The organism is Paenibacillus sp. BR1-192, assembly GCF_029542445.1.
GTDB classification, from domain to species: domain Bacteria; phylum Bacillota; class Bacilli; order Paenibacillales; family Paenibacillaceae; genus Paenibacillus_AQ; species Paenibacillus_AQ lautus_A.
Genome location: NZ_CP120718.1, coordinates 3,749,551 through 3,764,304, shown reverse-complemented (window position 1 = coordinate 3,764,304; position 14,754 = coordinate 3,749,551). Strand labels below are relative to the sequence as shown.

The 14,754-nt window shown below is 51.3% G+C and carries 9 protein-coding genes; 8 read left to right on the top strand and 1 reads right to left on the bottom strand.

All coding sequences use genetic code 11. The features are described 5' to 3' along the window. Positions 1–7 precede the first annotated feature (7 nt). From P0X86_RS16700 to P0X86_RS16680, 5 genes are all read left to right on the top strand, one after another. Positions 8–2,221, top strand: a complete 2,214-nt coding sequence (locus P0X86_RS16700; protein ID WP_277745919.1) for an ABC transporter ATP-binding protein — start codon at positions 8–10, stop codon at positions 2,219–2,221. 341 nt (positions 2,222–2,562) lie between these two features. Further along, on the top strand, positions 2,563–2,904 hold the full coding sequence (locus P0X86_RS16695) for a carbohydrate ABC transporter permease (protein ID WP_277749046.1): 342 nt from the start codon (positions 2,563–2,565) through the stop codon (positions 2,902–2,904). A gap of 38 nt (positions 2,905–2,942) precedes the next feature. Then, positions 2,943–4,811: a beta-L-arabinofuranosidase domain-containing protein gene (locus P0X86_RS16690; protein ID WP_277745918.1), complete on the top strand. Its 1,869-nt coding sequence runs from the start codon at positions 2,943–2,945 to the stop codon at positions 4,809–4,811. Between the two features lie 196 nt (positions 4,812–5,007). Next, positions 5,008–6,906 carry a family 43 glycosylhydrolase gene (locus tag P0X86_RS16685; RefSeq protein ID WP_277745917.1) on the top strand — a complete coding sequence of 633 codons (1,899 nt, stop codon included), beginning with the start codon at positions 5,008–5,010 and terminating at the stop codon, positions 6,904–6,906. Positions 6,907–7,258: 352 nt separating this feature from the next. Continuing rightward, entirely contained in the window at positions 7,259–8,650 is a 1,392-nt protein-coding gene (locus tag P0X86_RS16680) for an ABC transporter substrate-binding protein (protein ID WP_277745916.1), read from the top strand. A 95-nt stretch (positions 8,651–8,745) separates the two neighbouring features. Here P0X86_RS16680 and P0X86_RS16675 read toward each other — a convergent pair whose 3' ends face one another. Beyond that, positions 8,746–9,528 (bottom strand): helix-turn-helix domain-containing protein, encoded by a 783-nt coding sequence (locus P0X86_RS16675; RefSeq protein WP_096773837.1) that lies wholly within the window; start codon positions 9,526–9,528, stop codon positions 8,746–8,748. A 133-nt stretch (positions 9,529–9,661) separates the two neighbouring features. Between P0X86_RS16675 and P0X86_RS16670 the strand changes: the two genes are divergently transcribed. From P0X86_RS16670 to P0X86_RS16660, 3 genes are all read left to right on the top strand, one after another. Then, a complete protein-coding gene (locus P0X86_RS16670; RefSeq protein WP_277745915.1) occupies positions 9,662–10,486 on the top strand; it encodes a sugar phosphate isomerase/epimerase family protein in 825 nt (274 codons plus the stop codon). Positions 10,487–10,570: 84 nt separating this feature from the next. Next, a complete protein-coding gene (gene xynC / locus P0X86_RS16665; protein ID WP_481858299.1) occupies positions 10,571–11,836 on the top strand; it encodes a glucuronoarabinoxylan endo-1,4-beta-xylanase XynC in 1,266 nt (421 codons plus the stop codon). A gap of 341 nt (positions 11,837–12,177) precedes the next feature. Then, positions 12,178–14,493, top strand: coding sequence for a helix-turn-helix domain-containing protein (locus P0X86_RS16660; protein ID WP_213578726.1), 2,316 nt, complete (start codon positions 12,178–12,180; stop codon positions 14,491–14,493). Positions 14,494–14,754 lie beyond the last annotated feature (261 nt).

The window sequence follows — 14,754 nt, the reverse complement described above, 5'->3', positions numbered from 1 at the left end:
ACAATCGATGAATTTGAATTTCACGCTTTCAGAGCAGGATCTAGCGGCGGTGCGGCAAGTCGTCGGAGCGGAGATCGCTTATTGCGTCCCGGCCGACCTGTCGCTGGAAGGGCGGCGGGTGGAAGGCTATCTTGCGATCGGCGGTGGCAGGTGGGCCTATGTGCAAGACGGCCAGGTGCGAGATGAGGGAAACATCGCGGACGCCAGCGATTATAAGCTGGTGCCGTTCGTTGGCAATGCAGTGCTCGAAGCCACGGAGAACGAGACGAAGCGAATCGTCGTCCGGGTGACGATGCAGCATGCGGCCAGGTACGGCTATATCGCCCAAATCTTGAATGACATGGCTGCCACTCGCCCCATCCGTATTTATCATGATGAAGCGGATCCGGTTTGTGCAGCTTGCGGACGATCGCTTGTCCCGGGTACGCGGGTGTGTCCCCGATGCATGAGCAGAACAGCCGCTTTCAAACGACTGCTTCTCGTGTCGAGAAGGCACTGGCGAGGCTTAATGCTTGGGCTTGGCGTTCTGATCGTCGCTTCGGGACTGGCGATGGCTGGACCCTATTTCCAGAAGCTACTCGTTAACGCTGCGCTGCTGCCCCCCGCCGGGCAAGAAGCGAACGTTAGGGTGTTCTTCCTTGCCCTCGCCGGGATGCTGTTCGCCCTGGCCTTCGGCGAGCTGCTCGGCATCGCCAAAAACCGGATCATGGCCAGCGTCAGTACGGGCATTGCGGCCGATTTGCGCAAAACGGTATTCGATCGGATTCAGAACATGTCGCTCGGATTTTTGACGTCCCAGCGGGCAGGAGACCTGATGAACAGGGTGACGGCCGATACGGACCGCATCCGTCATTTGATTCAGGAGATGTGCACAACGGCCATCTACCAACTGATCATCCTGGTCGCGTCAGCGGCGCTGCTCTTTACCGCCGATTGGCGGCTAGCGCTGGTCGTGCTCCTTCCCGCTCCGTTCGTTGCTTATCTGCACTACCATATTTGGAGACGCGTGCTGCACAAGCTGTTTCACAAGCAGTGGCGAATCTCCGATAAGGCGAACTCATTCCTTCACGACGTTTTAAGCGGCATCCGGGTCGTGAAGGCGTTCGGACAGGAAGAGCGGGAAATCCGCAGATTCCGGAAATACAACGGCGAATTTGCCGCAGCCGCGATCAAGAGCGAGAAATTGTACAGCGTTTTATCGCCGATCTCGAATTATTTGATTCAGATCGGCCAATATCTCGTCCTCATGATCGGCTGCTACATGATTATCGGCAGGGAAATGAACGTTGGCGAACTGATTCAGTTCAGCGCTTACGCCGCAATGATATTCGGGCCGATCTCCTGGTTGATGTTCATGCCGCGCTGGATCGCGAATGCCGTCATATCTATGCATCGTGTATTCTCGGTGATCGACGAGCAGCCGGAAGTCATCGATGCAAAGAACGCGGTGGGCCACCGGATTCGGGGCTCGATCGAGTTCCGCGACGTTTTTTTCGGTTACCGATCGTATGAGCCTGTTCTGAAGGAAATCAACCTCACCGTGAAGCCGGGGGAGATGATCGGACTCGTCGGCCATTCCGGATCGGGCAAATCAACGACGATCAATCTGATTTCCCGTTTTTATGATGTGAACGAAGGGGAGATTCGGATCGACGATATCGATATCCGGATGATCCGGCAGGAAGATTTGCGCTCGCAGATCGGAGTCGTGCTGCAGGAGACGTTCCTGTTCAGCGGGACGATTGCGGAGAACATTCAGTATTCGAAGCCGGGCGCGAAACCGGAAGAAGTAATCGAGGCGGCCAAAATCGCGAACGCGCATGATTTTATCATCAATTTGCCCGACGGTTACGATACGAGGCTCGAAGAGAACGGGAACAACTTGTCTGGTGGCGAGCGTCAACGCATAGCGATCGCACGGGCCGTGCTGAACGATCCCCGAATCCTCATTCTGGACGAGGCAACGGCTTCGCTTGACATCGAGACGGAAGCCGCCATCCAGGAAGCGCTGAAACGGGTGACGAAGAATCGCACGACGATCGCTATCGCGCATCGTCTATCCACGCTGCGAAATGCCGACCGACTAATCGTCCTTGATAAGGGGCGGATCGCCGAAATCGGCACGCATCGAGAATTGATGAAAAAGCAGGGGATCTACTACAATCTGATCTCCGCCCAGCGCGGCATGTCCCGCAAGAGCGACCCTTCCGTGGTGGTATGACGCCGCCAGATGCTTACTGTGAAATAGACGATATGGAAAACACAAAGATGGATCTTTATGAACGTTGGAGAAATTGAGCCAAGTTTCCTATTCTGAGCTGCTGCCCGACATAGTAAAGATTACACTGAACTGTTCATCCGGGTGACCCTTAGTCTGCAAGATAGCTGGGAAAAAACACGCTGTCGACCGGAGACAGGCTGAAACGGTTTAAGGGAGGGCTGAGAGGATAAGGGGCTGTTCGAACCTATTTTCAATTCGGCCGATATTTACTTATTACCTCCAGCCAGCCGGGAGTGGATGGATGATTATGAGAAAGTGGTGCCGGGTCATCGCATAGAACGATCCCCAAATCACTTGACGAAGCAGCTCTTGTTGACGGAGAAGGTTATTTTTACATTCTCACGCATGTTATTTTTCCTTTATCCAAATCGGCCGTTATTGTGGTTGCGCTGTTTCAGTTTCTGGGTGTGTGGAACGATTTTTTGGGCCCTCTTGTTTACATCAACAAGGAATCTAAGTTCACGCTGGCGCTTGGCCTGCAGCAATTTATTGGCTATTACACAGCTCAATGGGAGTTGTTGATGGCGGCGGCCACGATGGTTCTCGTTCCGCCTATTATGCTGTTTATGTTAGGACAAAAGTACTTTATTAAAGGCATTGCGGTATCCGGGCTGAAAGATTAAAAAGCTCGTTCTGCCGACATATCGAAGGGAGGAACTCAATGAAAGCATTGAGAGGCAAACAGGTCATTTTGAAAGAGCAAGAACTGATTCGCAGGGAACGAGCGAACAGAAGCTATCTGATGAAGCTGGACAGCGGTCATCTGTTGTTTAATTATCATTTGGAGGCCGGAAGATTTCATGGAAGAACGATTCCCGAAGGTGCGCACGGCGGTTGGGAATCGCCGGTCTGCCAATTGCGCGGCCATTTTCTTGGTCATTGGTTGTCTGGTGCGGCGTTGCATTATGAAGAAAGCGGCGACATCGAATTAAAGGCCAAACTGGATGCTATTGTGCATGAGTTGCATGAATGCCAACGCGATAACGGCGGTCAGTGGGTCGGTCCGATTCCCGAAAAATATCTGCACTGGATTGCAAGCGGAAAAAGCATCTGGGCGCCCCAATACAATTTGCACAAAATATTAATGGGGTTGGTCGATGCCTGGCAATATGCCGGTAATCGGCAGGCCCTGGATATCGTGGATCGGTTCGCGGACTGGTTTGTCGAATGGAGCGGCACATTCACAAGAGAGCAATTCGACGATATTCTCGATGTGGAGACAGGCGGAATGCTTGAGGTTTGGGCCGATCTGTTGCACATAACCGGAGCGGACAAATATCGTGTGCTGTTAGACCGGTATTATCGCAGTCGGCTCTTTCAACCCTTGCTGGAGGGCAAGGATCCGCTTACGAATATGCATGCTAACACTACGATACCGGAAGTGCTCGGCTGTGCGAGAGCTTATGAGGTTACCGGAGATGACAGGTGGCTGTCCATCGTCCAAGCGTATTGGAATTGCGCTGTAACGGAAAGGGGAAGCCTTGCGACAGGCGGTCAAACCGCTGGAGAGGTCTGGATGCCGAAGATGAAGATGAAGGCCCGCCTAGGTGACAAAAATCAGGAGCATTGTACTGTCTATAACATGATCCGACTAGCAGATTTCTTATTTCGTCAATCTGGCGACCCTACCTACGCGCAATATATCGAGTACAATCTATACAATGGCATTATGGCGCAAGCCTATTATCAGGAATATGGTTTGACTGGTAGTCAGCATAACTATCCTAGAACCGGCCTGCTGACCTATTTCCTCCCCATGAAGGCCGGTCTGCGCAAGGAGTGGAGCACGGAAACCGACAGCTTCTTCTGCTGCCACGGCACGATGGTTCAGGCGAATGCGGCCTGGAACATGGGGATTTATTATCAGGACGGGGATATCGTCTATATCAATCAATATTTCGATTCCGAGTTGGACACAAGTATCGCTGGAACCCTCATACGGATCGTACAGACGCAGGACAAAATGAGCGGGAGCCTCCTATCCTCGTCTAACACGGCCGGGTACCAAGCTATTAATGATACAGCGTCGATAAATGAAAATATACCTACTTTTCGCAAATACGATTTCATTGTATCTGCTGCCGCACCGACAACGTTCACGCTCCGCTTCCGCATACCTGAGTGGATCATGGCGGGAGCATCCGTGTACGTCAATGACGTTCTGCAGGGGACGACTCTGGACAGTGAGAACTTCTATGACATTCACAGAGCATGGAAGGAAGGCGATACCGTCTCGATTATGCTGCCAATCGGCATTCGGTTTGTTCCGCTACCGGACGACGAACGAACAGGTGCCTTCCGATACGGGCCAGAAGTGTTGGCAGGCTTGTGCGAATCTGAACAGCAGCTCTATATGAGGGATGAGGATATTGCGTCCGCTATCGAGAACGAAAATGAACGTGAATGGGGGAGTTGGCGGTATTTCTTCAAGACAGTCAACCAGGAACCTGCCATCACGTTCAAACGAATTCGGGATATCGGGTACGAACCTTATCAAATTTACTTCAAAGTAACGCGTACAAAATTATAGTGAAGAGAGAAAAATAAAATATTCTGTGTGTCCAGCCGATCATCATCCATTCCTGCGATAGATCTAGGCTGAGGACTAGTACGATCAAACAGGAGGATACTGAGATCGGTAAAATTGCCATTTCCGTAATGGAGATTTGAGAGATGTAAGTTGTCGGAGGTTTCATATAACGTTCCTGTTCGGCGGGACGATCGGAGTGAATATTCATTACTCGAAGCCGGGTGCAAAGCTGGAAGAGATTATTCTTGAAAAGCCTTATCCGTTAGGAGGGAAGGAGCAGCGTATGGAAAATGAAATTCACAGCGTTCTCTGCTATACGAGAGAACCGCTTGAACCGGAAATCTATTCCCCGAAGTTTGCATATAGCATGCATCTCGCTTACACCGATGACGGAATGAGTTATCGGGAGCTTAATCACAACTCGGGGGTGCTGTTCGCTAAAGCCGCCGAGCGCTCAAACGCCACGCTGTCCGCCAAGAGTTTGAAGAATCCGTACCTGTTCCACATGGCTGACGGAAACTTTGGCGTACTGGCCATTCGGACGGAAGCGGACGGTTCTCCCGATCAGCAGAGCAAGGGCTCGGTGCTTTTGTTCACTTCCCCGGACTTGCTGCAGTATCGGGAGCTCGGTCTGTTGAACCTAACGAACGGGCTTCATGTACAAGATATCATGTGCGAATATGAACATGCTTCCCGAAGGTATATCCTTCGTTGGCGTGAAGAAGACGGTAGGTATTATCAAAGGGAAATGGCGGACGTGACATGCCCGGACGACGCTGCCAAGCCGAAGCCGTGCGAAGCTTTCACGCTAAGCCCGAGACGCGTCGACATTGAAGGAGCAGTGCCCCGCAATGCGATTCGTGTATCGCGAGGCGTGGCTCAGAGGCTGATTCATAAGCTTACGGTACCGGTTCATGTGCGTAATGAACTGCCGGAGCGTGTGGCCGTTACGTCCAAAGAACAGTTACAAGCCGTTAAAGTGACGGCGATATACAGTGATGGCACAACCGCGATCAAGCCGATTGAGTGGGATGCGTCCGAGATCGATTGGAGCCGTCCCGGAACTTATCGCATTTCTGGAAGCATTCGGCAGGATCGCTATACGTTTCCTATGGCGATGAACCGTGCCGACCCTTGCATTGCGCAGTGGGACGGAAGGTATTATTTTGTCGCGACCAATGATGCCGACGGCAACCATACGATATCGATCCGGGAGGCGGATTCCATATTCGGTCTGGTCTCGGCAGAAGAAACCAAAATCCTGGATTCAGGCATGCATGATCATCTGAAGCGATTTCTGTGGGCGCCTGAGCTTCATGGCATCGGCGGCGATCTGTATATTTTTCTTGCCGGCAGCAGCGGCGAGTTCAAAGACATTCAATCGCATGTTATGCGGTTAAAGAATGGCGGCAATCCGAGAATGGCTGCGGATTGGGGGACCCCGATCCGGGTCGCCAGGCATGACGGAAGCCCGCTGTTTCAAGCCGGCATAACGCTGGACATGACCGTATTAGAGCGGAAAGGCCGTTTATATGTGCTCTGGGCGCAAAGGGAATTGGTACCGCATGACCTGGGCTCGTGGATCTATATCGCCGAGGCGGATCCGAGGGAACCGTGGAGACTGATATCGGAGCCTGTCCTGCTGTCCAAGCCCGATTACGGCTGGGCGAACAATCAAACGTTCGTGGAGGAAGGGCCCTTTGCACTCATGACAGACCGGAAGATCTTCGTGACGATATCCGGTGCTCTGGTCGATGCCACGTATTGCGTCGGCATGCTCACCGTCAATTCTGACGCTGATTTGCTTGACCCGAACCAATGGACGAAGCGAAATTACCCGCTGCTAACCTCCAGAAGCGTGCCGGGCGAATACGGGCCAGGACACAATTCTTATGTGAAGGACGAGGAAGGAACGATCTGGAGCGTATATCACGCTCGTCCAGGCATCGGAGAGCCCCGCTGCTCGGGTCTCCGTCGCGTGCATTTCGACGTTGACGGTGAACCGATGCTGGGCTTGACGGAAGAGAAGGACCTGAATCCAGCGCTTGCGTCCGTATACCTGGATGTGCAGGTGGAAGCATTGGTGGAAGGCTGACGGAACAACAACTTTTCTCGGTTTGTGCGAATTGTTGAACATGAAGAACAAAAGAAGCGCCGTGTTCCCGTGTGCGGGTACGCAGCGCTTCTTTTGCGTTTTGACGACGTGAACCCGAGGTTAATCCTTTGCCAATGATGAATTCAGATTGGGCACACCGTCTAGCAGATGCTCATGCGCTTTCCACTTTCCGGCCCTTTGCGTTGCCCAGAGCATCAACACTTTTAGAATTTACAAATCATGTTTAGTTTCTCTATGGTCCGTTAAAGCAAGCAGTTATATGATCTTGGTAGCTACAAAATGTAAGCGCTGCAACATGAATGCAGCCATGACCAAGGGAGGGGAATAACGCATGTGGATGCGTAAGATCAGTCTGCTGTTCTGCAGCCTGATTCTGGTGATCATGACGGCATGCAGCAGCGGTTCGGGCGGTGATCTGAAGTCGAGCGAACCCGGCATAGCGAATGAGGCCGTCAACGAGCCTGGAGTGAAAGACGAGGAACGGGCAGACGAACCAAGCGCCCAAGAAGACATAACCGGTACGCCGGAAATGGATTTTGATATGGGCGGCAGCACCATCAAATGGGTGTCCTGGTATGACGAGTCCATTCAGGAAGACAACCCTGACAACATTAATCGGAAACGAAATTTGGAAGAGTTAATGGAAAAGCATAATTTTAAAATGGAATACGTAACCGTGGATTTCGGCGAATATCAGGACAAGGTGACAGCTTCGCTGGTAGCGGGCGAACCGATCGGCGATATCATCCGGGTTGCAAGGCCATGGATGATTCCGACGCTGGTCAATCAAGGTTTGTTCGCGCCAGTGGATGAATACACCAAGAATGAGAAGGTATTCATACAGCAGTACACGAACGAGTACTCCCAATACGAAGGAAGAGGCTACGGATTTCGGACCGGCATCAACGGCGCATCATCCGGCATTTTCTATAATCGCACGCTAATGAATCAATTGGGCATAAAGCCGTTGCAGGAATACGTCAACGAAGACAACTGGAACTGGGACACATTCATTCAAGTCGCGAAAGAAGCGAACAAAGATTCAAATAACGACGGCAAGTTGGATATTTGGGGGCTTGCAACCGCTTCCCTGCTGGTTCCTGCGATGGCTTCGAACGAGGCGAATCTGGTCATTCTCGATCAGCAAGGACTCGAGGATCCAAAAACCTTGGAAGTATTGAACTTCTTATCGCGACTTGCAACCGAGGCGGTTGGCAGGCCTACGGAAGGAGGGGACTGGACTGAGGCGGGCCAATTTTTCCGCCAAGGCAACACATTGATGCTTGCAGGCAGCGACTATGAAATGGAAAACTTCAAGCAGGACATGCCGGATTACGATATCGGCTTTCTTCCATTCCCGAAAGGGCCAAGCGCCACAGGGTATCATTCGCATAATACGATCCCAAACTACTTGACGATTCCAAGCGCGGTGGAGCATCCCGAACGACTGGTCTACATTTATGAGAAAATCAACGATATCGACTCGATCTACGACTATCCGAAACAATCTACGCTGGAGACTTTATTCAGCAACGAGGACGATATTGAAAATGCCAAGATGGCCGGTGAGAGCATAAAAGTGATCGATACCGAGAGCGGATATCCATCGATGCCTTATTACGATTTTATAGGGGAGATCATGGAAGGCATCCCGGTTTCGACGGTCGTCGAGAAATACAAAGCGCCGTTCCAGGCCGCGATTGATACAGTTTGGAAAAAGTGAGCAGGGATCGTCAAGCATAACAGCTGCCCTCGCATCCTCTTTCGATTAGGAGGGCGGCTTCAGGTAAAGCCATTCGTGTTGGAAAGCGATTTCGATTAATGCCTCTTAATGGCAGAGGGAGGATAGCCTTTCGATTCCTTGAACACTTTGCTGAAATAGGAAAGGTCATAAAAACCGCAGCATTCCGCAGCTTCCGTTACAGTACAATTGCCGGTCGCCAGCATGATTTCAGCATTATTTACGCGAACGCGCTGCAGGTATTCCTTGTAGGTCGAACCGGTGTTTATTTTGAATAGTTTTCCTAAATAAACGGGGTGAAGATTGAACTGCTCGGCAAAATCGTTTATTGACAAGTCCTCGGCATAGTGTTCTTCGATGAATGCGGTCAGTTTCTTGATCCGCGGATCCATATGCAGGATCGTTTGGCGATGCATGGCGTGAAGCAGCCGGTGGAGAATGAGTTCGAACAATGCACGTGCATGAATCATATAAAACGGTTGTTTATTCATCCACACGTGATTGAACTCCCGGATGTAGGCAAGAATCTCCTTGGTGATCAATTTCTTTGTGACCACGCCAAACGGAAGCCGGATATAATTATGCGGATCGGCCCAGAAAAAATTGAACGGATACGCATGCATGGGCGATTCCTTACATGTATGGGCTTCTCGTACGCTTCCTCCGGGAACGTATACCAGGTCGCCTGCTTCGACTGCAAATTTTTTGCCGTTAATGTAGTAGTTTGCCCGGCCCTCAACAACGAACGTCAAATCATGAAATCCGATTCGGGACTTCTGAATTTTCCAATCCGGATAACATTTACGGTCTACGAACAGAAAGATATTCGGTACGAGATGAGGGTGATATTCAAGCTCCATGCGAAAATCGCCTCCTTTTAAAAAAATTGTAACGTCTTAATGAACTTTTACAACCTGTGATTGGATTGTAATTTTACTATGGAATCGCCGCTTGCGATTATCGAAATTTTCAGCTAAGAAAGGGAATGGTCGAATGATCACGTTAACCGGGTTTGCGGATGAGATCTCCCCGGATTTGGAGGAACAGCTGGATGTCCTTGAATCCGAAAGCATCCGTTATCTTGAGCTTCGAGGCGTATGGGGGAAAAACGTGCTGCAGTTGACGGAAGAAGAGTTGTCTGGCATAAAAGAACGATTATCGCAGCGGGGAGTCGGAGTCTCCTCAATCGGATCGCCGATCGGGAAAATCCAAATCACCGACGACTTTGAACCTCATCTCGAACATGCCAAGCATGCCGTTCGTTTGGCTAAGTATTTCCAGGCGCCTTATGTCCGCGTGTTTTCCTTTTACATTCCCAACGGAGACCACGAGAAGTATCGGCCAGAGGTAATACGGCGCATGCTTCGGCTCGCTCAGTTGGCAGAGCAGGAAGGCATTGTACTGCTTCATGAAAACGAAAGCCATATTTACGGAGACACAGGCGAGCGATGCTTGGAGTTGCTTCAATCAGTTTCGTCCCCCCATTTGCGGGCGGCATTCGATCCGGCGAATTTCGTGCAGTGCGGCGTGAAACCCGTAGGTGAGGCCTACCCATTGGTCGGCGACTATACGGCGTATATCCATGTCAAAGACGCCATGATGGGGAAGGGGATGGTCGTGCCCGCAGGCGATGGAGACGGCGAGCTACGTCTGCTCCTTCAAGAGCTTAGCCGCAGGCGGTATTCCGGCTTTCTGTCTTTGGAGCCGCATCTGCGGGCCGCTGGAAGGTTCGAGGGATTCACGAATCCCCAACTATTCGTCGAGGCTTCCAAAGCGATAAAGCGATTGCTAGCTGAGGAAGGGATGGAGTGGAATTGAAAGGCCAGATATGAATTTAACCCGAGTGCATCCTGTCACGAATCCAATAAAAATTATGGGAGGAGCAGTCTCATGAATCGTTTCTTGATTTCACGTTATAAGAAAGCCATAAGTGCATGTTTGGCCCTTGTCCTTGCGTTGTCCCTTTTGCCGGCACCTGGCGATGTTGCCGCAGCCAGCGACGCCGTTGTGAATGTATCGTCTGAGAAACAAGTGATTCGCGGTTTCGGAGGCATCAACCACCCGGCATGGATCGGAGATTTGACGGCAGCACAGAGAGAAACCGCATTCGGAAACGGAAACAACCAGTTAGGATTCTCGATATTAAGAATCTACGTGCACGAAGACCGAAATCAGTGGTACCGTGAACTGGATACGGCCAAACGAGCGATTGCCCTTGGAGCTATCGTATTCGCTTCGCCATGGAATCCGCCCGCCGACATGGTCGAGACCTTCAACCGCAACGGCGATACGTCGGCAAAGCGACTTCGTTACGACAAGTATGCCGCGTATGCCCAGCATCTTAACGATTTCGTAACCTACATGAGAAACAATGGCGTGAATCTCTACGCGATTTCCGTCCAGAACGAGCCCGATTATGCGCATGACTGGACGTGGTGGACGCCGCAGGAAATGCTTCGCTTTATGAAAGAAAATGCCGGATCGATCAACAGCAGAGTGATCGCACCGGAATCGTTCCAATATCTGAAAAATATGTCGGACCCGTTTCTAAATGATCCCCAGGCGCTTGCCAATATGGATATTCTTGGCGCTCATCTGTACGGTACCCAAGTTAGCAATTTTGCGTATCCATTATTCAAACAAAAAGGAGCGGGAAAAGACCTCTGGATGACCGAGGTGTATTACCCGAACAGCGACAACAACTCGGCGGATCGCTGGCCTGAAGCCTTGGATGTGTCTTACCATATCCACAATGCGATGGTAGAGGGAGATTTTCAAGCTTACGTATGGTGGTATATCCGCAGATCCTACGGTCCGATGAAAGAGGACGGCACGATCAGCAAACGCGGCTACAATATGGCTCATTTCTCCAAGTTTGTCCGTCCCGGCTATGTCAGGGTGGATGCTTCGAAAAATCCAGAAACGAACGTTTACGTATCCGCCTATAAAGGCGACAACAAAATCGTTATCGTTGCCATAAACCGGAACAACTCCGGGGTCAATCAGAACTTTGTCCTTCAGAATGGATCCGTTTCGCAGGTATCAAGGTGGATCACGAGCAGCAGCAGCAATCTTCAACCCGGAACGTCTCTCAATGTAACAGGGAACAATTTCTGGGCTCATCTTCCCGCGCAAAGCGTTACGACTTTTGTAGGTGAACTCCGGTAACACATCGTCTACGGTACAGTTAACAAAGCGTATGATAAGGGCTGTCTTCAAGTCACAAGGGTGACTTGGAAGGGCGGCTCTTTGTTCTGGGCTGGTAATCAATAAGGAAATCCACGAAGTGCCGACACTCAGCTCGCAGTGGTTCCTGCTTAATGTTTATATTAACTCCGATTGATCATATTGCCTCGTAAAGGAATTTGCGTCCTTTCGCTCCTAACCTATTGCCATATCGTTTGCAATTGTACTCCGAAGAAGGAATTGTACCTTTTTCTTGCGAACAGTCAAGTGTATCATCGAATTGCTTCATATTTGAAAACGCTTTCTATAGAAGGAGGGTACATATGCAGCGTTTATGGTCCAAGTTCTCCCCGGTGTTCCGCAGATTTCTGATTTCCTACCTGATTGTGCTGTTAATCCCCCAAATCGCAGGTTATGCATCGTACAGGGCTTCGATTGAAGTAGCAAAATCAAGCTCGATCGAAAACAGTCTGAGTTCATTGAATCTGGGAAAAGAGATCATCGAGCGGCATCTGGTGGAGGTGGAAGCCTTCACGAAGCAGCTTGCGATCAATCAGGATTTATATCGTCTGATCGCCGATCCCAAGCCGCTCGACAGCAACAACGTTTACGGCTTGGGGAGGATGCAGCGCAGTCTGTCCATGTACAGCAGCACGAACGATTACCTGTCCAATTTCTTCATCTACATACGCAATTATAACGCCATTATTACGCCGAGCACCGTCTATTACCGGCCTGAGCATTATTACGAGGCGAATCGGCTTGAAGGAATGACGTTCGAGGAATGGGAAGAGGCCGTAATAAAGAAACCTCATCTAAATGAGTTGATTCCGCTTAAGAAATATAGGCGAGAAATCCGAGATACGGTGTTTGTCGAAAAGCCGGCAGTCACGTTTCTGCAGTCGATACCGCTTAACAGCTTCAACAATCCACAGGCGATGATCGGCGTTATGATCGATGAAGATCATATGGGCAGCCTGCTGCAAAACATCGTGGACCAATACGGCGGCTGGGCGGTGGTTGCGGACCGGGAAGGCAGCTTGATCCTGTCCCGCGGCATCGGCGAAGAGGAAGCCAAGCGCTTCACCGAAGCTCCGGGAGACGAAAACGGCGAAATCAGCCCCACGGGCGACGGCAGACTGTTGATTTCCATCCGGTCCGACCTGAACGGGTGGACCTATATGGCCGGAATACCCGAGCAGGTGCTGTTGACGAAGGCCGACAAAATCCAGCGGGTCACGACGACGTTTACGCTGGCTGCGCTGGTCATCGGTTTGCTGATCGGACTTGTGCTCGCGTACCGGCACAGTGTTAAGCTCCATTCGCTCCTGTCCGTGTTTCGCGAGCAAAACCCCATTTCTCGGGAGAAGATCGGTAACGAGTATGATTTCCTGGCCGGCAATATCGCGGCGCTGATCGCAAACAATAAATTGCTGGAGTCTTCACTGAACGATCAGCTCCCGCTGCTTAGGGATGCGTTTATCAAGCGGCTGCTGACAGGCGACTTCTATACGCTGCGCGAGATCGAGGCGGTCTCCGGTCAAACCGGAGTCCGCCTCCGCGGCGAGCATGGACGTGCAGGCATTCTAAAAGTTGCCGGATATGGCAGCGCTGACAGTGAGGAAATCATCCAGGAACTCAGCGTCGCACGGTTGATCGTCCGGCAGGCCTTGAGTCGGCTGGAACCCGATGTGCTGGTTACGGACTGGGGTTCGGACCAGATCGCTTTCGTGCATGCGCTTGCCGGAGAGCCGCTGGACGATTTACATCGTCGCCTGGAAGCCGGTCTGCTCGAACTGGTCGATACCGTATATCGGCAGCATCGATTGTCGATCACGATCGGGCTGGGTTCGGTGTTCGACGCGTGGAACGGCGTAGCTGACTCTTTCAACGAAGCGCAGCAAGCGTTGGAATATGCCGTCCATACTGGGGCAGTCGGCATCACCCGGTTCGAGGATGCGATGAAAGCAACGGAGCTGTACTATTATCCGATTGAATCCGAACAGCGTATGCTCAATACGCTTAAGGCGGGTGAACTGGAGGAAACAAGCCGCCTTCTTGACCAGCTGCTCAGCCGGAACTTTGAAGAAAGGGAGCTGTCGTACGATATGACGCAGCAGTTTGTGACGGAGCTCAAGGGAACCTTTTTGAAGCTGGCCGAACAAAAAATATTCCACGACGAGCCGTTGACCGACCATATCAAGGAACAGATCGCTGCCGTTTCGACGACAGACGGGGTCGATCAGCTCAGGGACAGATTCGGGAAGCTCATTCATGATATCTGCATGGACGTCCGGAAGAAAAAATGCGACATGCATGCCGAGACCGTGGGTGAGATCAGCCGCTATATCCACGAGCGTTACTCCGACGCAGAGTTGACGCTTTATCGTATCGCGGAGCATATTGGCAAGCCCGAAAAGTATATCTCCCAAATGTTCAAGGAACATACGGGAACGAATCCTTCGGACTACGTTGAGCTGGTGAGGATCGGCAAGGCGGCCGAGCTGCTGCAGGAGAACCTATTGACGATTGACGAGATCGCCGCGCAGGTGGGGTATAACAGCGCCCATTCATTTCGGAGGGCCTTCAAGCGGGTTCGCGGCGTGTCGCCGAGCACATTCCGGCAAATGGCCGATTAAGGAGACGGCGATCTCGCCAATCTTTTGCGTAAAAGGGAGGTCAGCCGTCTGCTTAATCGATGGGGATCGAACGTCTTGGCGGAGTTTTTTAATCGAATCCGCCTAATGAAAAACCTAGTAAAATCAAGGCTTGGAAAGCATCCGTTTCCGAAATTGTACGGCAAGGGAGAAAGTGTGCCTTTACGAAGCCGAGCGTGCAATTTTATGATTACGCACAAGAAAGCGCTGCCAAATAAGTTCTGGCTTCATTGGCAGCTACTC

What these genes read in the sequence shown, in the direction of transcription:
- P0X86_RS16670 (WP_277745915.1), top strand. Translation starts at nt 9,662, where the DNA reads ATGATCACGTTAACCGGGTTTGCGGATGAGATCTCCCCGGATTTGGAG.
- P0X86_RS16680 (WP_277745916.1), top strand. Translation starts at nt 7,259, where the DNA reads ATGTGGATGCGTAAGATCAGTCTGCTGTTCTGCAGCCTGATTCTGGTG.
- P0X86_RS16660 (WP_213578726.1), top strand. Translation starts at nt 12,178, where the DNA reads ATGCAGCGTTTATGGTCCAAGTTCTCCCCGGTGTTCCGCAGATTTCTG.
- P0X86_RS16700 (WP_277745919.1), top strand. Translation starts at nt 8, where the DNA reads ATGAATTTGAATTTCACGCTTTCAGAGCAGGATCTAGCGGCGGTGCGG.
- P0X86_RS16675 (WP_096773837.1), bottom strand. Translation starts at nt 9,528, where the DNA reads ATGGAGCTTGAATATCACCCTCATCTCGTACCGAATATCTTTCTGTTC.
- P0X86_RS16690 (WP_277745918.1), top strand. Translation starts at nt 2,943, where the DNA reads ATGAAAGCATTGAGAGGCAAACAGGTCATTTTGAAAGAGCAAGAACTG.